Source organism: Parasphingorhabdus sp. (assembly GCF_039977335.1).
GTDB lineage: Bacteria > Pseudomonadota > Alphaproteobacteria > Sphingomonadales > Sphingomonadaceae > Parasphingorhabdus.
On the sequence record NZ_JBDWDI010000004.1, the window covers coordinates 1,568,854 to 1,590,978 of the forward strand.

Genomic DNA, 22,125 nt, shown 5'->3' on the forward strand with positions numbered 1-22,125 from the left:
TATCATGTCCGGCTCAAATGATCATATTGGCGACGATGCGCGACGTTACGGCAAGCAGACGATAGTCGCTGCTGCCGAGCGGTTAAAGGCCGGCGGGCTGGTCGCCGTACCAACCGAAACAGTCTACGGGCTGGCTGCCGATTCGACCAATGCCAGCGCGATAGCAGACATATACCGGACCAAGGGCCGCCCCGATTTCAATCCACTGATCGTCCATGTACCGAACGTTGAAGCCGCCGGGAAATTGGGTCTATTCAATGATCTGGCCAATAAACTGGCAAAGGAATTCTGGCCCGGTCCCTTGACGCTTGTTGTTCCCAAAACGCCTGACTGTCCGGTTGCGCCGACGGTGACCGCAGGCCTTGAAACCATCGCATTGCGCTACCCCGCACATCCCTTGATGCAAGAATTGCTCGCAGTTTCCGGGCTTTTCCTCGCCGCACCATCTGCCAATAAGAGCGGCGGCATCAGCCCAACAATGGCACAGCATGTCGAGCGCAGCCTGGGTGACGCGGCCCCCATGATATTGGACGGCGGCCCGAGTCAAAACGGCGTGGAGTCGACTATTGTCGCTATCAGAGGAGACGATTATCAAATATTGCGCCCCGGCCCGATAACCGCAGAGGATCTGAAAAAATGCACTGGCCAGGAGGCAATTAGTCAACAAAGCGCCAAGGTCGAAGCGCCGGGCCAGCTCGCCAGCCACTATGCGCCCTCCAAGCCGGTGCATCTGAATATTAGTCAGCCGGATCCTAGCGCCTATTATATCGGGTTTGGCTCCATAGGCGGCGATCACACCCTGTCGGCCACCGGTGACCTAGCCGAAGCGGCGACCAACCTGTTTGCCGCCCTGCATGTTGCCGATGCCAGCGATCGTCCGAATATTGCCATTGCACCCATCCCGAAGACTGGTATCGGCGCAGCAATAAACGATCGATTACAACGCGCAGCACAACAAGACTGACGTTTTTACATAGGTTTACGCCCTGAAATTAGGCGATTTAGCTGAATTGCGGTAAATGACAGCTGCGCAGCTCAATAGAGGCTGTGAACATTTCTTGGGGGAGTCAAGAATATGACGGCTATACAAAAATCATTAGCAGAATTTCTCGGTACATTTTGGCTTGTTTTTGGCGGGTGCGGCAGTGCGGTTATCGCGGCAGCGTTTCCCGAAGTCGGCATTGGCCTATTGGGTGTGTCGCTAGCCTTTGGCTTGACCGTAGTCACCATGGCTTATGCGATTGGCCATATTAGCGGTTGTCACCTGAACCCGGCCGTAACCATCGGCCTCTGGGCTGGCGGGCGCTTTCCGGCCAATGAAATTCCAGCATATATTATCGCGCAAGTGGTCGGCGCAGTCGCAGCGGCAGCGGCGCTCTATTGGATCGCAACCGGCAATGCGGATTATGACATCGCGGTCAATGGCCTTGCTGCTAACGGAGTCGGCGACAAATCCCCCGGCGGATATGCGATGGGTGCCGGGATAGCGATTGAGATATTGCTGACCTTCTTTTTCCTGATGATCATTCTGGGAGCTACGGATGGCCGGGCACCGGCGGGCTTTGCACCCTTGGCTATTGGTCTGGGGCTGACGCTGATTCACCTGATCAGTATTCCAGTGACCAACACATCGGTCAATCCAGCGCGGAGCACCGGTCCGGCGCTGATCGAAGGCGGCATTGCCCTGTCACAGCTTTGGATATTCTGGGTCGCACCCATTGTTGGCGCTTTGCTAGCTGGAATCGTCTATAAAATTGTCGGCGGCGACGCCCAGAATGTTGGTACGGAGAGCTAGTCTTCCCACCAACATAGTCTGATAAAAACCAAGGGGCCGGTCATATGATCCGGCCCTTTTCGTTGCAAATCGCAATTTTCTGTTGGTCACAGCGATTTCGCGACTTATGAAGAGATGTCGGGAGGGACAAGATAAGGAATATGGTGGGGCGTAGTCGAAACTATTTAGGTCTGAAATCTCTGGCGTTAATTGCAACTGCCTTGCTGTTTGGGTGCAGTGGAACAGAAGCAGAAGAAAAGCCGAAAGATCGAGATCCCGTTCCGGCAGCGACAATCGTCGTCCATAGCGCCGGCCAAAATGAAATCATCACCACAGCTGGCACCGTGCGCCTGCGCCGAGAGACGGAACTGGGGTTTACGACATCCGGACAAGTCGCCTCGGTACGCTATGAAGAAGGCGACCGGGTAAAGCGCGGCGCTACTCTGGCAGCACTCGATAACAGCACCGTGTCCGCTGATCTGGAATCGGCACAGGCCGAATTGGACCGTGCAGAAGCAGAATTTGGTCGGATCAAATCTCTCTATGCCGATGGCTGGGTTACCAAAGCACGCCTGGAACAGGCTGAAGCGGCGATGCGGGCCGCCAAAGCCCAAGTCAATGCCAGCGGTTTTGCAAGTAGAACTGCCCATATACATGCACCGAGCAATGGCATTATCCTCAGCAGAAATATTGATGCTGGCCAGATTGTGACTGCCGGAACGACCGCGATTATCCTTGGGGAAACCGACAAAGGCTTCGTCTTAAAAGTCCCATTCGCTGATGCCGATGCATCTCGGGTACGTGTAGGCATGCGAGCCAAAGTAACCATTTCTGCCATATCAGATTCTGCCATCGAGGCCGTGGTTAGCGAAAAAGACGGTCGCGCAGATGAAAGAACCGGCACGTTTGAGGTCAGCTTTCTGCTGCCCGCCAATGGCCGGCTGCGGTCAGGCCAATTGGGAACCGTTGATATTGAAGTAACCCGAGATAATGACGGTGCGATCGCCATACCCGCCTCCGCAATATTTGGTGTGCGATCAGGTGAAGGTCTGGTTTTCGTTGTCGATAAGGACAAGAAAGTCAAAACCCGTAATGTCATCATCGGTGAGTTAAATGATGACAGTCTGGAAATATCATCCGGTCTCGCCGAAGGCGATGTTGTTGTCATACGCGGCACTGAAAAACTGCAAAACGGTGATGTCATCAAACCGATCAGCACAACCAAATGATCTGGTGCCCAATATTCTTTGCTGAGATTTCCATAGATGCTTGCTAAATTCGTCATAGAGCGTTGGCAGCTGTCGATGATCCTGTTTTTGCTGTTGGTCGTATTGGGTATCAGCGCTCTATCCAATATCACCCGAGCCGTTGACCCGCATTTCCCGATTCCGGTCGTCAGCATCATCGCCATATTGCCCGGTGCCGATGCACAGGACATGGAAGAAACGGTCGCTAAGCCTATTGAAGAAGCCGTCCAAAGCCTAGACGATATAAAGGAGGTTCGCTCCAACAGCACCGATGGCGGCAGCACGATCAGCGTCGAATTTACCGACTGGACGGGGGACGTAGAAGGCTATTTTGATGATGTCATCCGGGAAGTGAATGCCATTCGTGACACATTGCCCCCGAATCTTCAGCGCCTGGAATTTCGAAAGGTTCGCACCACCGAGGCGGCGGTTTTGCAACTCGCTCTTGTCAGTGAGACCGCATCATGGCGGCGATTGGACAAATATGCCGATGATTTGGTTGATAACCTGACACGCTATCCCGGCGTGCGCGAAGCGCGCATATTTGGCCTGCCACAACCAGAAATTAGCGTTGAGATTGATCCCGCACGATTATCGGAATTGCAAGTCCCGGCAAGCGCGGTTGCAGATGCTTTGAAACAGGGCGGGATAGAACTTCCTGGCGGGGCGGTGCAAAGCGGCAATCGGCGGCTCAACGTGAAAGCGGGTGGTGTTTTTCGTAACCTGGAGGCCATTCGCGCTCTACCGCTGCGCGCTTCGGGCGGAGCCTTGCTGACCATTGATGATGTAGCGACCATTAAATGGGGTGCGGCTGAACAGATATATCGCACACGGCATAACGGAAAACGCGCCATAATTGTGACGGCTACTCAAAAAGATGGTGTTGATGTGACCCGCCTGAGAGAGGAACTCAGCACAGAACTTGCCAATCAGCGGGCTACCCTGCCTGCCGATATCAAGCTGGCATTGCAGTTTGACCAAAGCCGGGATGTTGAACGTCGTTTAAGCGAACTCTCCCGTGACTTTGCTATCGCCGTCGGATTGGTAATATTCACCTTATTGCCTCTCGGTCGGCGGGCTTCGGCCATGGTGATGATTTCAATCCCCTTGTCCTTGGCATCCGGATTGCTCGTACTCTACGCAATGGGCTATAATCTCAGTCAGCTGTCCATCGCAGGGTTCATTGTTTCATTGGGTTTGTTGGTCGATGATAGTATTGTTGTTACCGAGAATATAGCGCGCCATTTGCGCATGGGGAAAACGCGAACACAGGCAGCCATAGAGGCTACTATGGAAATCCGCGGCGCGGTAATCGGATCAACGTTCGTTCTCATCTTCGCTTTCGCGCCGCTGCTATTCTTGCCTGGAGGAGCAGGCTCCTATACCCGCTCTTTTTATCTGGCCATTATGATGACGGTGGCCGCGTCCTTAGTGATCTCCCTGTCCTTGATTCCATTTCTTGCCAGCCGCTTGTTGCGCCGAGACGAAAATCCAGAGGGCAACGCTCTACTCCGCTGGCTGAACGAAAAAATACAGACCTTTTATAGCCCGCTCTTGCATATCGCTTTGGGCGCGCCTCGGCGAACTGTTGGTATCGCTATGGTATTTTGCATATCGGCCTTTGCACTGGTTCCCTTAATGGGCTTCTCACTCTTCCCTAATTCTGACTCGCCTTATTTCCGAGTATCGATCGAAACAGAACAGGGGAGCAGCTTGAACCAAACGGACGAGATCGTCAGCCAGGTCGCAAAAATCATGGAAGCGGAACCATCGATCAAAGTCCGAGCAGAGAATATTGGCGCAGGCAATCCGCAGGTATTTTATAATGTCTTCGTCGGGGCGGAGCGCACCAACTATGGCGAAGTGCTGGCGGTGCTTGATGAATGGGATGCAGATGATGGACCGGAATTGGTCGCCCGGCTCCGGGCAAAATTTGATGCGATAGCGGGCGCGCGCGTTAAGTTGGAACCCTTTCAAAATGGTCCGCCGATTGCAGCGCCAATAGAAATCGAAGTGTCCGGGCCGCAGCTTGATGTCCTGAAAGATCTGGCAGGTCAGGTTGAGGATATCTTGCGTGATACCCCTGGTGCCAGAGACATTAATAACCCGATTGGAACGGACAAGATTGATCTTGATATCGGACTGGACGAACAAAAAGCCGCCTTACTCAATATTCCGCCAGGCGAAGCGCGCCGGGCAATTCAATTAGCGATTAGCGGCGAGCGAGCTGCGACTTTTCGGGATGAAGAAGGTGATAATTATCCCGTCACCGTCCGCTTGCCATTGAAAGAGACGCAGCCCGTTTCTGCTTTGGATGATATTTACCTTGCTACGCGCACCGGCAGCCCAGTTGCCTTATCACAAGTCACCAATCCAAAGCTGACCAACGTCCCGCCGCAAATTCAACGCCGCCAGTTGGAACGGTCTGTGTCAATTACCGCCCAACTGGAATATAACGAAGTGGCATCCATCGTAACCAACGAGGCGGTGGAGAAAATTCAGAATATCGATTTTCCAGAAGGCTATTCATTCTCCATCGGCGGAGAAAGCGAATCGATTGGTGACACATTTGGCGATTTGGGACCGATTGTTTTCACCGCTATTCTTTTGATACTAGCGATTCTGGTCGCAGAATTCGGGCGTTTCAGAGAAACAATAGTCGTTGCTGGTGTCATTCCATTGGGAACCTTTGGCGGATTGATCGCACAATATCTCTCCGGAAGTTCGCTCAGTTTCATGGGTGTAATCGGTTTTATCGCACTGATCGGTATAGAGGTCAAAAACTCCATCCTGCTTGTTGATTTTACCGCGAAGCTGCGCGAGCGGGGAATGCCTTTACGGGAAGCTATTGAACAAGCCGGTGAAGTCCGCTTCCTCCCCGTATTGCTTACATCTGTTACCGCCATCGGCGGTTTACTGCCTCTCGCCTTCCTTGGAGGCACACTTTACGCGCCGGTTGCGATCATCATAATCGGCGGATTGATCAGTTCGACCTTGCTTTCCCGCGTTGTGACCCCAGCTATGTATTTGCTTATTGCGCGCCGCGACGAAGAACGGCGAGTGAAAGAAGAGAAAAATGGCGATAGCGCTTCCCCTGATCAGACAGCGCCAGCCTAAAAGGAGTTCATGACTATGCAGGAAGCGATTTTTGCCGGTGGCTGTTTCTGGTGCACCGAAGCGGTGTTCAACGATATTGCTGGCGTTCAAAGCGTCGAAAGCGGCTATATTGGCGGCGACAACGCCAATCCCACATACCGGCAAGTCTGCTCGGGTACCACCGGTCATGCTGAAGGGATCAAGATCGGCTTTGATGCCGAAGTGGTGAGCTATGACGACCTGCTCGACATATTCTTTGCAACCCATGATCCGACCCAGCTCAACCGGCAGGGCAATGACATCGGAACGCAATATAGATCAGCTATCTTCCCCTTGGATGATGATCAGCGCGCTGCGGCTGTCGCGGGCATAGAACGGGCGGGCGCAGAGCGTTCGGAACCCGTTGTAACCACGATAGAAGGACCAGCAACTTGGTATGTAGCAGAGGATTATCACCAGCAATATTGGGCGGATGAAGGGCGCGGTAATCCTTATTGTGTCGCGACCATCCCTCCGAAGTTGCAGAAGCTGCGCACCAGTTTTGCAGATAAATTGAAGGACTAAGCCATTTCCATGAAACCGATCAAAAAAGCTGTTTTCCCCGTCGCTGGCATGGGCACCCGTTTCCTGCCTGCGACCAAGGTCATGCCAAAAGAACTGTTCCCGATTGTTGACCGTCCGCTGCTGCAATATGCGGTGGACGAAGCCCTTGAGGCCGGGATTGAACAGATGATTTTCGTCAATGGCCGCGGCAAGGGCATGATCGAGGACCATTTCGATCTTGCCTATGAGCTGGAACGCACCATGGGCGACCGCGGCAAAGATGGCTCGGTTCTTGATGGAACACGCCTCACTCCGGGCAACAGCGTCTTCGTTCGGCAACAGGAACCGCTTGGCCTCGGTCATGCGATCTGGTGTGCGCGGGATATTATCGGTGATGAGCCCTTCGCCATCTTCCTGCCTGACGAGTTCATGGTCGGTAGCCCTGGCTGTATGAAGCAGATGGTCGATGCCTATGGCAAGCTCGGCGGCAATATCGTCTGTGCGCTCGAGATCCCGATTGAGGATACCCCTTCCTATGGCGTGATTGATCCGGGCTACCGCGATGGCCCTATTACTGAAGTCAAAGGCTTGGTCGAAAAGCCGGCCGCTGGCACCGCCCCTTCCAATCTGATCCTGCCGGGCCGCTATATCCTGCAACCTGAGGTTATGCGTATCCTGCAGACCCAGGAAGCGGGCGCGGGCGGAGAGATTCAATTAACCGATGCAATGGCGCAGATGATTGGCAAACAACCGTTTCACGGCATGACCTTTGATGGTGCGCGATATGATTGCGGGTCGAAGGCCGGCTATGTCGAAGCCAATCTGGCGCTGGCACTGGCGCATCCAGAAATTGGGGATGATATCCGCGTTGTTGCTGAAAAATTACTCGCAAAATCATAAGCTTGTAAAGCCGAACTCCATTGTTCAGCGGGTCTTCATTCGCCAGAGCGCAAGGGATTGGCTGAGGAGATCATCCATGCGCCTATCGTCCGTACTCATGTCATCGCTTGCCCTCGCCTTGCTAAGCGGCTGCGTCGCCAGCAAAATCGTTACAGCTCCTTTCAAGGCCGCTGGTACGGTTGTCGAAACCGCTGTGGATGCCTCTACCCAGACCGAGTCCGAGAGAGAAGAAGATCTCGGACGCAAGGTACTGGCTGAACGGAAGCGAAAGCGCGATGACTGTCTTGAACAAGCGGAGACCAAGGAAGAGCGTAAAGAGTGCAAACGCGCTTATAAGGACGATTAAAGCGGGGCACAGGCTACTCAGCCTCGCTGGCCGCGAGCAAAGGCGGTGCATATTTTCCTGCAACGGCCTCCATCGCCTGCATTTTTGCAATTTCTTCCTCAAATAATTTCACACGTTTCTTCCACCGATAATGGGTGGATGCTGAGAAAATACCCTTGCCATGTTGCTTGCCGTAGCGGGTCCAGAAACGGATCGCGGCTTGCGGATCATAGCCGGCATTCGCCATCAGCCAGACTGACAACCGGTCTGCTTCTATCTCCGTTGCCTTGATCCTTTTCGCACTCTTGCCAAATTGACCGAAAAAGCCGCGATTGACCTTTTGCGCATTTAGCCGCTCCCGATGCTTGAGCAGATTATGCGCCAGCTCATGCGCGGCGATCACTGCCAACTCATCATCGCTCAACACATATTCCGCGAGGGTGGACGAAATGCTGACCATCTTTCCATCTGCCGACGCGTCGCGTTCCTTACTTACCCGGATTTGAAACTGACTGGGACATGTCCGTGCCGGTGTGACGGTGATGTCCTGACGCAACCCGCTGCGCTCTATAGTCAAGTTAACGCTGCCACTAGCTGCCGATTGAGTCATCGCCGTCTTGATCGTGGCAATACGTCGATATTCCAGTTTCTCATCGGCCATATCTTCTTCATCAATCTCGATGCTCTCAACCGGCATTCCATTGATCGCAATCAGACCATCGCCAACCGCCAACCCGGCGGCGGTGGCCGGACTGCCGGGCGCAACCGTGTTAATGGCGATCGGGCTAGCAAAACCATGTGCGATGCGCGCCGCAGCTTTATCGCCATATTGATCAATATCGTGGAGCAGGAGGCCAAGATGCTGCACCGTCTCCGCACAGAAATTCGCATTGGCAGAGACCAATCGATACCCGGTCGCATGCATGGTTTGATCGAGCGTTTGCAGAGCTTTGAGGGCCAGTACATCTGGGGATTGGCTGCCCTGCTCTTGCGCGGCAATCGCTGGCGATTGCGCAGCGAGTAAAATGACAAAAAGGGTGGGCAATATACGCAACATCTCGGCTCTTTACATTTCCATCCCTGTCGCGCTGTTGAACGCGAATGCTACGCCGGCGTCAATCAGATTGAGATAGGCCATTACAAGCGCCACACAAACCAGGACACCGGCGGCTACATATTTGAAAACATCCTGTACGCGATCGGCATTGCCCAGGCTGCGGGCTCGAGACGCCAGCGCGGCATAAAAGGTCAGACCGGCTGTTTCCGTAAATATGGTCAGACCTGCCAGTATCCCGAATTGCACGCATAAATTCCCCGTTGGGTCAACAAAGGGTGGGATGATCACGGTATAGAAGAAAAGCGCCTTGGGATTGGACATATGCACGGCCAGCCCGCTCAGGAACCCGCGCCGGAACCCTTCCGCCTTAGCCGATGAACCGCTGAGGCTCTGCCTCGCGCCACGCAGCATCGCTATGCCAAGCCACGCCAGATAGGCCACACCCAGCCAGCGCAACACGGCATAGGCTGATGGGAAAGCTTGAATCATTGCGATGAGTCCAAAAGCCGTCAGCGCATACCAAATGAAATTACCGACATTAATCCCGACAATTGGTCCGAGCGCACCGCGCATTCCACCCTGCTTCCCAGCAGGTAGTGCATGGCTGACCGTCACCATGGTTGCTGGCCCCGGCGTGAAGCAGAAGGTCAAGTCCGTAATCAGGAAGAGCAGGATGGTCTCAAGCGGCATCGTTAGACAGCTTCATCGCCCTCAATATGAACGAGATTATACGCATTATACACAGAATCGCACATAATCTTTTCGCCCCCTTTTTTGACGATGAAGCACCTCAATACGCCAGTTTATCAGCATGATAGACCATTTCTGAAGCAATATAGAAGGCACCCTCTGTAGGACAGCAGATTCTTTGCAAAGGAACAGGGGAGAAATTAACCGAGATACTTCTTCAAGTAGTTGATCAGAGCATTGACCCGTGCCGGGCGATGGGGAGAAGGCGGCATTACGAGATTAAGTGCGATCTCGCCGAAGCGCCAGTCCGGTAATATCGATTGCAACGCCCCGCTATCAATCGCGTCCTGACATATAAAATCGGGCAGATAACCTATCCCGCGCCCGGCGATCAGCGCCGGTAGCATGATATCACCATTGTTGCTCTGAAACCGGCATTTTGGCCGTACCGATATCTTTCCTCCCTCCGGTCCCTTCATGTGCCACATTTCCGGCGTGGCTTCGTTGGAGTAAAGAAAGCAATCATGGTCCGCGAGCTGCTCTGGCCGCGTTGGTGTACCGCGCCGTTCCAGATAGTCCGGGGCTGCGATAAAATGGGCCTGCATGCTCCGCACACGCAGGGCTCGCAAACTGCTATCCTGCAATTCGGCAATGCGAATGGCCACATCAAAGCCCTCGTCAATCAGATCAACGCGGGCATCACTCAGTTGCACATCAACCATGATCTCAGGATATTCGCACATGAAGTCCGCAATAACCGGCGCGAGATGGGAGAGGCCAAAGCTCAAAGGTGCGGCCAACCGGACCTGTCCGCGCAGCAAATGGGCGGTGTCACGGGCTGCCTCCATCGCTGCTTCTCCATCGAGCGCAATAGTTTGTGCATGGGGAAGCAGCGCCTTGCCTGCCGTTGATAGTGAAATTTTCCGGGAGGTCCGGTGAAACAACACCGTGCCGAGCGACTCCTCCAAACGCGTGATCGCCTTGGACACGGTCGGCTTGGAAATCGCCAGCTCATGCGAAACGGCTGTAAAACTGCCGAGCCGAGCCGCCGCTGCAAATATCGCCCAGGCTTCAAAATCAGGAAGGTTCATAAAATCATATTATTCAAATAATGGAAACAATCAATTTCTATATTTGATATTTATGAAACAATGAGATCATCCTAATTCTTTCTCCAGCAAGACGGAAACACTTCCAGTCCACTGAATAGGAGACTGACTATGATCGAGAAACGCACATTTGATGAACTGGCCCATGTCAATCATGACTGGCTACAGGCCCGGCACCATTTTTCCTTTGGCAGCTACTACGATCCAGCCCGCATGGGCTTTGGCCCAATCCGGGTGTGGAATGATGATGAGATAGCTTCCCAAACCGGATTTCCGATGCATCCGCATAAGGACATGGAAATCATCACCTATGTTCGTGAAGGCGCGATTACCCATCGCGACTCTCTCGGTAATGAAGGCCGGACGGAAGCTGGCGATGTTCAGGTAATGAGCGCGGGAACCGGAGTGAGGCACAGCGAATATAATCTGGAAGACGAACAGACCCGCCTGTTCCAGATCTGGATTGAACCACGTGCGCCGGGTGGTGATCCGCGCTGGGATGCAAAAACCTTTCCGAAAGGCGACCGCACTGGTCAGCTGGAAATACTCGCCAGCGGCTTTGACGAGGATGTCGATAATGGTGCGCTAATGATCCGGGCTGATGCACGGCTTTACGGCGCAACATTGAAGGCCGGAACAACCGTCCGGCACGACATCACTAAAGGCGCGCATGTCTATCTGGTTGGTTCAGCCGGCAAATTGCGGATCAACGGCGAATTGGTCCTTGCCCGCGATGCACTGGCAATCCGTGATGTGACATCACTTGAGATCGAAGCGGTAGAAGATGCCGAATTGGTATTTGCCGAAGCCTTTGAGACACAAAACTAACACCCGCGAAGGAGGAGGGCCCTTCCATCCCCGAACTCGGGGCTCTCCTCCACTTAACCCTACAAAAAAGGAAATATCTTATGACACATGCTAAATCTGTACTCCGCATCGACGCCAGCGCCCGGAAAAACGGCTCCTCCACGCGAGCAATGACCGATGCTTTGATCGGTCAGCTGGCTCCAGAAAATCTTACAGTTCGCGATGTTGCAACAGGCTTGCCCTTCGTGACTGAAGATTGGGTCGGCGCGAATTTCACTAGTGATGGGGATCGCTCAGACGAGCAAAAATCCGTACTCGGCCTTTCCGACACATTGGTTGACGAAATAATGGCTGCCGATACGCTGGTCATTGGTGTTCCGATTTATAATTTCGGTATCCCTGCTGCTCTAAAAGCATGGGTAGATATGATCGCTCGTGTCAACCGGACATTCCGCTATACAGATGATGGTCCCAAAGGGTTGTTGTCAGGAAAACGCGCCTACATTCTGGTCGCGTCTGGTGGAACTGTGGTGGGTAGCGAGATTGATTTTGCCACTAGCTATATCCGTCATGTACTGGGCTTTATCGGGATAACGGACGTTACATTCATCGCGGCAGATCAACAGATGACGAAAGGCGAAACGGCAATGTCTGAAGCCTTGCTAGAAATTGAAACTGCATAACCTCTGGAACACCCTCCAAACAAAAAGCCCCGCCGGATCATCTCCAGCGGGGCTTTTTGTTTGTTATGTCGGCGGGCTTACGCGTAGCTGACTTTCACATTTGCTTTCTTTTGACGCCGACGATTTGATCTCAGCGCGCCACCAATGGCACCGAAGCCAAAGATCATGAACGCCCAAGTCGCTGGTTCTGGAACAGCACCGCTGATTTGACCAGCTTCACTGGCGATGATCGCAGCATTGCCGTTGGCGAAACGCGCCAATACCTTGCTTGGATTTTCGCCGGAAAGCGCTGCGCCAAATTCAACAGCAGCGGGGTCGTAAGGAAAGCTAACCCCATCGGTAACCGGATTGCCAACACCAAAGGGTGTGATATCGATGTCGAGATTAGAACCGCCCTGTCCCGCACCGGAAGGTCCGGCCATGCCGTTCACTAGACCAATAGGATTATTGCCATCGCCATTGGCTGAATAGGCACCAAAAGCGCCGCGATATTCGCCAATATAGCCGCCTTGGCCACCGGAAATCACATAATCCAGCGCATTATTGAACAGCAGATCGGTATTGGCAGCACCAATATCATCCTGAAAATCGCCATTGAACAATACGATATTGCCCAGAACGTAAGATTTCACATTCGCCGCAGCACCAACGGAAAGGCCAGTACCAAAGCTTGACCCGTTGCGCGTGTAAACGAACAGATCAAATGAATCGAGAAATCCAGCCGTTGCAAGCTGTGCATCGGTAACGATTGTCGTTGTATGACCGCCGGCAGAATATAGGGTGTTGATATTATTGTCGCCGAAAATGGCGATCAACGCAGCATTGGCTGGGACTGGCGCAATAGCCATCGCAGACACAGATGCCGCAAGCAGTAGTTTTTTCATGATAGTTTTACCTCACATAATCGACCCGATCGAAAAATAGAAGTTACGCTATTGGCAGGATTCCAAATGCCTCATCGAATCCTGTGAATTCGTTAACATATTATACACCATAGTGCAAATTTACTGCGAAAACTGGCCGATGCTAAGCCTGTATTCTGAAACGAAATTCCCGGAAGTTACGATCGCTTGGACCAACGAAAAAAGCCCCGCCGGGTCATCTCCAGCGGGGCTCTTATTTCTTTTAGCCAAGTAAGAAAGAAACTATTCTTTCTCGTCACCCGTTTCAGCAGCAGCTTCAGGAGCTTCTGCAGCTGGTGCTTCTTCGGCCACAACTTCTTCGGCTGGCGCCTCTTCAGCGGCCGGTGCATCGAACACTTCTTCGGCAGCAGGAGCAGGCGCCGTGGCGGCCGCTTCTTCAGCTTTCAGATCGTCGGCAGCAGCCATCGCATCAGCAATCTTCTGCTGTTGCGCGCGAAGCGCGGCGTCACGGCCAGTGGCCGCAATCCGTGCCCGGTTCATGCCTGCACCCGTACCGGCCGGGATCAAACGTCCAACAATGACGTTTTCTTTCAGACCGATGAGCGAGTCTTTCTTCCCTTCGACAGCCGCCTGGGTCAGCACCCGGGTGGTTTCCTGGAAAGAAGCCGCAGAGATGAATGAACGCGTTTGCAGGCTGGCCTTGGTGATGCCGAGGAGTACCGGCTTGCCTTCAGCAGGAACCTGCTTCTTGGTCAGCTTGGCATTATATTCCAGCATCTCTTCGAGATCAACTTGCTCACCCGGAAGAAGCGTGGTGTCGCCGCCATTGGTGATTTCAACTTTCTGCAGCATCTGACGAACAATCGTCTCGATATGCTTATCGTTGATTTTCACGCCCTGCAGACGGTAAACTTCCTGAATTTCCGCAACCAGATATTCAGCAAGCGCTTCCACACCCAAGACTTCAAGAATGTCATGCGGATCAGGTGAACCGGAAACGAGGTTATCGCCCTTCTTCACGAAATCGCCTTCTTGCACGTCGATGACTTTCGTCTTCGGTACAAGATATTCTACTGGTTCGCCTTCCTCGGGAACAATCGCAATCTTACGCTTCGCTTTGTAATCGCGCAGATATTCAATCCGGCCCGATACTTTAGCGATAATCGAATTGTCTTTCGGAATACGTGCTTCGAACAGTTCAGCAACCCGTGGCAGACCACCCGTAATATCACGGGTTTTTGCCGCTTCGCGAGACACACGAGCGATAACGTCACCCGCTTGCACTTCCTGACCATCGGTAACCGACAAAGTTGCACCATTGGCTAGCAAATACCGTCCTGCTTCGCCGCTATTCTCATCCAGCAAAGTCAAGCGCGGACGCAAGTCTTCTTTGTTAGCACCGCGGCCAGAGGCCCGATATTCGGTGATAACACGCTGAGCGATACCGGTGGCTTCATCGGTAATTTCCGACATGGTTTTGCCGTCGATGACGTCCTGATATTTGATAACACCCGGCTTCTCGGTAATCATCGGCATGGTGAATGGATCCCATTCGGCCAGACGATCGCCCAGTTTGACCTTCTGGCCATCCTTGACCAACAGGCTGGTACCATATGGAAGTTTGTCAGCACTACGCTCACGCCCTTCATCATCGATAACCGCGATTTCACCAGAGCGAGCGAGTGACAAGAAACGTCCGTTCTTGTCTTCGATCACTGGCATGTCGCGATATTCAACCTTACCTTCAGCAACTGCCTCAAGGTTTGATTGCTCGTTCAGCTGTGCCGCGCCGCCGATGTGGAAGGTCCGCATCGTTAGCTGCGTGCCTGGCTCACCGATTGACTGTGCCGCGATAACGCCAACAGCTTCACCGATATTCACCGGTGTACCGCGAGCAAGGTCACGGCCATAGCAAGTGCCGCAAACACCCATTTTGGATTCACAGACCAGCGGAGAACGAATACGTGCGGACTGAATGCCGAGCTCTTCGATCACCACAATGGCTGCTTCGTCCAGCAACGTGCCGGCTTTGATCACAACCGTGTCGTCTTTGCTGTCGACAATATCTTCGGCCATTGTCCGGCCCAAGATACGTTCGCCAAGCGATGCAATAACCGAACCACCCTGGACGATGGCTTTCATCTCCAGTGCATTTTCCGTGCCGCAATCATTTTCGACAATCGTACAATCCTGAGACACGTCAACGAGACGCCGCGTCAGATAACCAGAGTTAGCGGTTTTCAGAGCGGTATCGGCAAGACCTTTACGCGCACCGTGGGTCGAGTTGAAATATTCGAGAACCGTCAGACCTTCTTTAAAGTTCGAGATAATTGGTGTTTCAATAATCTCGCCAGAAGGTTTGGCCATCAGTCCGCGCATACCGCCCAGCTGCTTCATCTGGGCTGGGCTACCACGCGCACCAGAGTGACTCATCATATAGATGGCATTAATCTGACGCTCACGGCCATGCTCGTCCTCTGGCGTCGCGGCCAGCTCGTCCATCATGGCGTTCGCAACCTGATCACCACAACGGCTCCAGGCATCGATCACTTTGTTATATTTTTCCTGCTGCGTAATCAGACCGTCTTGATATTGCTGTTCATAGTCAGCAACCAGAGCGCGGGTCTCTTCAACCGTTGCATCTTTCGAGTCCGGAATGATCATATCATCCTTACCGAAGGAGATACCGGCCTTACACGCATGGCGGAAGCCAAGATCCATGATCGCGTCAGCGAACAGAACCGTGTCTTTCTGACCCGTGTGACGGTAAACTTGGTCAATCACGTCACCGACCTCTTTCTTGGTCAGCAAGCGGTTCACGATGTCGAATGGCACCTTGTGCGATTTCGGCAGACATTCGGCAATCAACAAACGGCCCGGTGTGGTTTCGAAACGCTTGAGGATAGGCTTGCCTTCCTCATCGGTTTGCGGAACCCGGGTGGTGATTTTGGAGTGCAAAGTCACCGCACCAATTTCCAGCGCCTGATGCACTTCGGCCATATCAGCCAAGAGCATGCCTTCGCCTGGCTCGCCTTTGCGATCCATGGTGAGGTAATAGATGCCGAGAACCATATCCTGTGAAGGAACGATGATCGGTTTACCATTGGCGGGTGACAGGATGTTGTTTGTAGACATCATCAAGACACGTGCTTCCAGCTGCGCCTCAAGGCTCAGTGGAACGTGAACAGCCATTTGGTCACCGTCAAAGTCAGCGTTAAACGCAGAACAGACCAGCGGGTGAAGCTGAATAGCCTTACCTTCGATCAATACTGGTTCGAACGCCTGAATGCCCAAACGGTGAAGCGTTGGTGCGCGGTTCAGCATCACGGGATGCTCGCGGATCACTTCTTCGAGAATGTCCCAGACTTCCTTGCGCTCTTTTTCGACCCATTTCTTGGCCTGTTTAAGCGTCATTGAAAGACCCTTGGCGTCAAGGCGCGCGTAGATAAACGGCTTGAACAATTCCAAGGCCATTTTCTTCGGCAGACCGCATTGATGCAATTTCAGCTCAGGACCGGTCACGATAACCGAGCGACCGGAATAGTCGACGCGCTTACCGAGAAGGTTCTGACGGAAACGGCCCTGCTTGCCTTTTAGCATATCGGAGAGAGATTTCAGCGGACGCTTGTTCGCACCAGTAATGGTACGACCACGACGGCCATTGTCGAACAGCGCATCAACGGATTCCTGAAGCATGCGCTTCTCGTTACGGACGATAATATCCGGCGCGCGCAGTTCCATCAGGCGTTTCAAACGGTTGTTCCGGTTGATCACGCGGCGATAGAGATCGTTGAGATCAGACGTTGCGAAACGGCCGCCATCCAGAGGAACCAGTGGGCGCAGTTCGGGCGGGATCACAGGAATGATTTCTAGGATCATCCATTCCGGTTTGTTGCCGGATTCGATGAAGCTTTCGACAACCTTCAGGCGTTTGATGATCTTCTTCGGCTTCAGCGTCGACTTGGTCGTCGCCAGTTCTTCCATCAGATCTTCTTTTTCGCGCTGCAGATCCAGGTCCTGCAACATGATCTTGACCGCTTCAGCACCAATGCCAGCGGAGAATGCATCTTCGCCATATTCATCTTGTGCTTCGAGCATCTCGTCTTCGGTCAACAACTGGAATTTTTCCAAAGCTGTCAGACCGGGCTCGATAACCACATAGCTTTCGAAGTAAAGCACACGCTCCAGCTGCTTGAGCTGCATGTCGAGCAACAGCCCGATGCGCGATGGCAGCGATTTCAGGAACCAGATATGCGCGACAGGAGCAGCAAGGTCGATATGACCCATACGCTCGCGGCGAACCTTGGTTACCGTGACTTCGACACCGCATTTCTCGCAGACAATGCCTTTATATTTCATGCGCTTATATTTACCGCACAGGCATTCGTAATCCTTTACGGGGCCAAAGATACGCGCACAGAACAGGCCATCACGCTCTGGCTTGAACGTCCGATAGTTGATCGTTTCCGGCTTTTTAATTTCACCGAATGACCAGCTGCGGATGCGCTCTGGTGAAGCAAGACCGATTTGAATCTGGTCAAATGTTTCCGGCTTTGCGATCGGATTTGCGAAATTTGTTACTTGGTTCATATTCTATTCCTTCGGGGCCTTAGCCCAAAATTTGAAATGCTGGGAAGAGTGAGACGTTGCCTGTCTTACTCTGCCGCAATCGCTACGCCGTCATCATCGCCATCTTCATCTTCGTCACCGAAGCTGGAGAGTTCGACATTGAGACCAAGTGAACGCATTTCCTTGACCAGAACGTTAAAGCTTTCGGGCACACCGGCTTCGAAAGTATCGTCACCTTTGACGATCGCTTCGTAAACCTTGGTCCGTCCGATCACATCATCCGATTTGACTGTCAGCATTTCCTGCAACGTGTAAGCCGCACCATATGCCTGCAGCGCCCAGACTTCCATTTCCCCGAAGCGCTGTCCGCCGAACTGAGCTTTACCACCCAATGGCTGCTGCGTGACGAGAGAATAAGGTCCGATTGAACGAGCGTGGATCTTGTCATCGACCAAGTGATGCAGTTTGAGCATATAGATATAGCCCACTGTCACCTTACGGTCGAACTTGTCTCCGGTCCGTCCGTCAAACAGGTTGACCTGTCCGCTGCGATCGAGGCCAGCAAGTTCCAGCATGTCGGAAACATCGCTTTCATGAGCACCGTCAAACACAGGCGTTCCCATTGGAACACCATTGCGCAAGTGACCGACCATTTCGACAATCTCAGCTGTTTCACGAGCATCGATATCCTCGTGATATTGTTCGCCGTAAATCACCTTGAGCCGCTCTTTCACCGCATCAGGTGGTGGTGCCGCCTGCGGATCGGGATTGGCCAGCTTCCATTCTTCCAGAGCCTTTGTCACCTGCTCGCCCAGACCACGTGCGGCCCAGCCCAAGTGGGTTTCAAAAATCTGACCGACGTTCATACGTGAAGGCACACCCAGTGGGTTCAACACGATATCAACCGGCGTTCCGTCTTCAAGGAACGGCATATCTTCTTGTGGAAGAATGCGGGAGATAACCCCCTTGTTTCCGTGACGGCCAGCCATTTTATCACCAGGCTGCAACTTGCGTTTCACAGCGACAAAGACTTTGACCATTTTCAGAACGCCCGGGGACAGTTCGTCACCACGCTCCAGCTTCTCACGGCGATCTTCAAAACGTTCGTTAATTTCCTTGATCGCTTCGTCATATTGACCGCGAGTGGCTTCAAAGTCGGATTGAACCTTGTCGTCCTTCACAGCGATTTTCCACCAATCGACATTGTCCAATTCGGACAGGCTTTCGGCGGTAATCTCTGCGCCCTTCTTCATCGGCTTGGGCGCGGATGTCGCGGTTTGACCGATCAGCATGTCTTTCAATGCGTTGAAGGTTGCACGGTTCAAAATGGCGCGCTCGTCATCACGATCTTTCGTGAAGCGCGAAATTTCTTCGCGTTCAATCGCCAGCGCACGCTCATCCTTGTCGATGCCGTGGCGGTTAAACACACGAACCTCAACTACCGTACCTGCAACACCCGGAGGTAGACGCAGGGACGTGTCACGAACATCAGAAGCTTTCTCACCAAAGATCGCGCGGAGAAGTTTTTCTTCCGGCGTCATTGGAGATTCACCCTTAGGCGTGATCTTACCGACAAGAATATCACCCGGCTCGATTTCAGCACCGATATAGACGATACCCGCTTCGTCGAGGTTGCGCAGGGCTTCCTCACCGACATTTGGAATATCGCGGGTAATATCTTCAGGGCCAAGTTTCGTATCACGCGCCATGACTTCAAATTCTTCGATATGGATCGAAGTGAAGACATCGTCTTTCACGATACGCTCGGAAATAAGGATACTATCCTCGTAGTTATAGCCATTCCAAGGCATGAAGGCGACGAGGCTGTTTTTGCCCAGTGCCAATTCGCCCATGTCAGTCGATGGACCGTCAGCCAGCGTATCGCCTTCCTGAACAATATCGCCCACTTTAACGAGCGGACGCTGGTTGATGCAGGTGTTCTGGTTAGAACGCTGGAACTTTTGGAGGGTATAGATGTCGACGCCGGACTTGCCTGCTTCGACATCGCCTTGTGCACGGATCACGATACGGGTCGCATCGACCTGATCGACAATACCGCCGCGGCGGGCCGCAATCGCAGCACCACTATCGCGGGCCACGGTTTCTTCCATACCGGTTCCAACAAACGGTGCCTCTGCTTTTACCAAAGGCACAGCCTGACGTTGCATGTTCGATCCCATAAGGGCGCGGTTAGCATCATCATTTTCCAGGAACGGGATGAGCGAGGCCGCAACAGACACAAGCTGTTTCGGTGAAACGTCCATCAGGGTGATTTGATCACGCTGGGCAATCAGAAATTCACCCGCTTCACGAGAAGAAACCAGTTCTTCGACGAAGCTGCCATCTTCGGTCAGCTCGGCGTTAGCCTGAGCGACGGTGTGCTTCTGCTCTTCCATCGCGGAGAGATAAACAACTTCATTGGTAACCTTGCCGTCTTTAATCTGACGATAAGGCGTTTCAATAAAGCCGTACTTATTCACCCGGCTGAACGATGCCAGCGAGTTGATCAGACCAATATTCGGCCCCTCAGGCGTTTCAATTGGGCAGATACGGCCATAGTGAGTTGGATGAACGTCACGGACTTCAAAGCCAGCACGCTCGCGGGTCAAACCACCCGGCCCAAGCGCTGATACGCGGCGTTTATGGGTGACTTCCGACAATGGGTTGGTTTGATCCATAAACTGGGACAGCTGCGAGCTACCAAAAAACTCACGAACTGTGGCAACAGCTGGCTTCGCGTTGATCAGGTCGTTCGGCATCACGGTGGATACGTCAACGCTGGACATACGCTCTTTAACCGCACGCTCCATACGCAGCAGGCCAACACGATATTGGTTTTCGAGAAGCTCGCCAACTGAACGCACACGCCGGTTACCAAGGTTATCGATATCATCAACCTCGCCCTTGCCGTCTTTCAGATCGACGAGAGTTTTGACCACGGCCAAAATGTCTTCCTTACGAAGAACGGTGTAATCATCCGGCGCATCAAGATCGAGACGCATGTTTAGTTTGACACGGCCAACAGCAGACAGGTCATAACGCTCAGGATCGAAGAACAGGCCTTCGAACAAAGCTTCAGCCGTTTCGCGGGTTGGCGGCTCGCCAGGACGCATGACACGGTAAATGTCGGACAGCGCGCCATCACGGTCTTCTGCCTTGTCGACCTTCAGCGTGTTGCGGATCCATGGTCCGGTTGTAACATGATCAATGTCGAGCAGCTCCAGCTGATCGATGCCAGCACCGTCAAGCTTCTCAAGATTTTCAACCGTCACTTCGTCGCCAGCTTCGATATAAATCTCACCGGTTTTTTCGTTGATCAGATCGAACGCGCTGTAGCGACCAAAAATTTCCTCGGTCGGAATGACAACATTTTTCATGCCGTCTTTTTCAGCCTTGTTGGCGCTACGCGGCGTGATCTTGTTGCCGCTGGCGAAAACAACTTCACCGCTATCAGCATCTACAATATCAAAGGTCGGTTTCTGACCGCGCCATTGCTCTGCCACGAAAGGAATGGTCCAGCCGTCTTTCGCACGCTTATAAGTAATACGGTTGTAGAATTCGTTGAGAATATCTTCTTCGGAATAGCCCTGTTTCAGAATGCCGGTGATTTCCGCACTCTTGGTCCGGCCTTCATCTTCAATCTTACCCTGAATTTCGATCGCGCCCATGGGCTCTTTGATCGTGATCCGGTTGCCTTCCATCTCGGTGATTTCTGCAGGCTGCTTCATACCAGCAACGCGAACCATTTCACCAACCTTGAATGGCGGCTTCTTCTCTTTCACTTCGATGATCGCATCACCCAGCGAACGCAGCAATGCGGTAACCGGCAATTTACGCTTACGGTCGATACGCACATTGACAATGTCTTTCGCGTCAAATTCAAAGTCGAGCCACGAACCACGATAAGGAATGACGCGGGCCGCAAACAGGAATTTGCCCGATGAGTGGGTTTTGCCGCGGTCATGGTCAAACAAGACGCCGGGCGAACGGTGCATCTGGCTGACAATAACGCGCTCTGTGCCATTGATGACGAACGTGCCGTTCTTGGTCATCAAAGGCATGTCGCCCATATAAACGTCTTGCTCTTTAATATCGAGAACGGAGCGCGCTTCTGTTTCCGGATCGACTTCAAAGACGATCAGACGCAGCGTGACTTTCATCGGCGCTGCATAAGTGATGCCGCGCTGACGACATTCTTCAACATTATATTTGGGATCTTCGAGCTGATAGTTCACGAAATCCATTTCGGCGGTGCCAGCAAAATCGCGGATCGGGAAAACGCTGCGCAGCGTTTTTTCCAGACCGGACACATAATCAATCGACGGATCAGAGCGCAGGAATTGCTCATATGATTCGCGCTGAACCTCGATGAGATTCGGCATATCGATGACTTCATGAATGTCGCCAAAGATTTTGCGGATACGTTTTTTGCGGGTCGGTGTGAGAGCTGTTGTCTTTACCG

The 22,125-nt window shown here is 52.9% G+C and carries 14 protein-coding genes and 1 pseudogene; 9 read left to right on the forward strand and 6 right to left on the reverse strand.

Annotated features, from left to right (window positions below):
- Window positions 1-4 precede the first annotated feature (4 nt).
- The 7 genes from ABJM21_RS14905 to ABJM21_RS14935 all read left to right on the forward strand — a co-directional run bounded on the left by ABJM21_RS14905 (window position 5) and on the right by ABJM21_RS14935 (window position 7,906).
- Window positions 5-964: an L-threonylcarbamoyladenylate synthase gene (locus ABJM21_RS14905; protein WP_348300786.1), complete on the forward strand. Its 960-nt coding sequence runs from the start codon at window positions 5-7 to the stop codon at window positions 962-964.
- 111 nt (window positions 965-1,075) lie between these two features.
- Window positions 1,076-1,795: an aquaporin Z gene (gene aqpZ, locus ABJM21_RS14910; RefSeq protein WP_348300787.1), complete on the forward strand. Its 720-nt coding sequence runs from the start codon at window positions 1,076-1,078 to the stop codon at window positions 1,793-1,795.
- Window positions 1,796-1,938: 143 nt separating this feature from the next.
- Window positions 1,939-3,003 carry an efflux RND transporter periplasmic adaptor subunit gene (locus ABJM21_RS14915; RefSeq protein ID WP_348382172.1) on the forward strand — a complete coding sequence of 355 codons (1,065 nt, stop codon included), beginning with the start codon at window positions 1,939-1,941 and terminating at the stop codon, window positions 3,001-3,003.
- Between the two features lie 36 nt (window positions 3,004-3,039).
- Entirely contained in the window at window positions 3,040-6,138 is a 3,099-nt protein-coding gene (locus tag ABJM21_RS14920; protein WP_348300789.1) for an efflux RND transporter permease subunit, read from the forward strand.
- Window positions 6,139-6,147: 9 nt separating this feature from the next.
- Complete coding sequence (gene msrA / locus ABJM21_RS14925) at window positions 6,148-6,681, forward strand: peptide-methionine (S)-S-oxide reductase MsrA (RefSeq protein ID WP_348300790.1); 534 nt, start codon at window positions 6,148-6,150, stop codon at window positions 6,679-6,681.
- Between the two features lie 3 nt (window positions 6,682-6,684).
- Window positions 6,685-7,560 (forward strand): UTP--glucose-1-phosphate uridylyltransferase, encoded by an 876-nt coding sequence (locus ABJM21_RS14930; protein WP_348300913.1) that lies wholly within the window; start codon window positions 6,685-6,687, stop codon window positions 7,558-7,560.
- 76 nt (window positions 7,561-7,636) lie between these two features.
- On the forward strand, window positions 7,637-7,906 hold the full coding sequence (locus tag ABJM21_RS14935) for a DUF6726 family protein (protein WP_348300791.1): 270 nt from the start codon (window positions 7,637-7,639) through the stop codon (window positions 7,904-7,906).
- A gap of 13 nt (window positions 7,907-7,919) precedes the next feature.
- Here ABJM21_RS14935 and ABJM21_RS14940 read toward each other — a convergent pair whose 3' ends face one another.
- The 3 genes from ABJM21_RS14940 to ABJM21_RS14950 form a co-directional block, all read right to left on the reverse strand.
- Complete coding sequence (locus ABJM21_RS14940; RefSeq protein ID WP_348300792.1) at window positions 7,920-8,942, reverse strand: M48 family metallopeptidase; 1,023 nt, start codon at window positions 8,940-8,942, stop codon at window positions 7,920-7,922.
- Window positions 8,943-8,951: 9 nt separating this feature from the next.
- Window positions 8,952-9,632 (reverse strand): LysE family translocator, encoded by a 681-nt coding sequence (locus ABJM21_RS14945; RefSeq protein WP_348300793.1) that lies wholly within the window; start codon window positions 9,630-9,632, stop codon window positions 8,952-8,954.
- A gap of 200 nt (window positions 9,633-9,832) precedes the next feature.
- Window positions 9,833-10,723 carry a LysR family transcriptional regulator gene (locus ABJM21_RS14950; protein WP_348300794.1) on the reverse strand — a complete coding sequence of 297 codons (891 nt, stop codon included), beginning with the start codon at window positions 10,721-10,723 and terminating at the stop codon, window positions 9,833-9,835.
- Between the two features lie 129 nt (window positions 10,724-10,852).
- Here ABJM21_RS14950 and ABJM21_RS14955 point away from each other — a divergent pair, with 129 nt between their 5' ends.
- Together ABJM21_RS14955 and ABJM21_RS14960 are read left to right on the forward strand one after the other, a co-directional pair.
- Window positions 10,853-11,569: a pirin family protein gene (locus tag ABJM21_RS14955; RefSeq protein ID WP_348300795.1), complete on the forward strand. Its 717-nt coding sequence runs from the start codon at window positions 10,853-10,855 to the stop codon at window positions 11,567-11,569.
- 80 nt (window positions 11,570-11,649) lie between these two features.
- Window positions 11,650-12,231: an NAD(P)H-dependent oxidoreductase gene (locus tag ABJM21_RS14960; RefSeq protein WP_348300796.1), complete on the forward strand. Its 582-nt coding sequence runs from the start codon at window positions 11,650-11,652 to the stop codon at window positions 12,229-12,231.
- 77 nt (window positions 12,232-12,308) lie between these two features.
- Here ABJM21_RS14960 and ABJM21_RS14965 read toward each other — a convergent pair whose 3' ends face one another.
- From ABJM21_RS14965 to rpoB, 3 genes and pseudogenes are all read right to left on the reverse strand, one after another.
- A complete protein-coding gene (locus ABJM21_RS14965) occupies window positions 12,309-13,115 on the reverse strand; it encodes a PEPxxWA-CTERM sorting domain-containing protein (protein ID WP_348300797.1) in 807 nt (268 codons plus the stop codon).
- Window positions 13,116-13,376: 261 nt separating this feature from the next.
- Window positions 13,377-17,684: a DNA-directed RNA polymerase subunit beta' gene (gene rpoC / locus ABJM21_RS14970; RefSeq protein WP_348300798.1), complete on the reverse strand. Its 4,308-nt coding sequence runs from the start codon at window positions 17,682-17,684 to the stop codon at window positions 13,377-13,379.
- A gap of 65 nt (window positions 17,685-17,749) precedes the next feature.
- Window positions 17,750-22,093, reverse strand: a pseudogene (gene rpoB / locus ABJM21_RS14975) (DNA-directed RNA polymerase subunit beta); the annotation flags it as partial.
- Window positions 22,094-22,125: the final 32 nt, after the last annotated feature.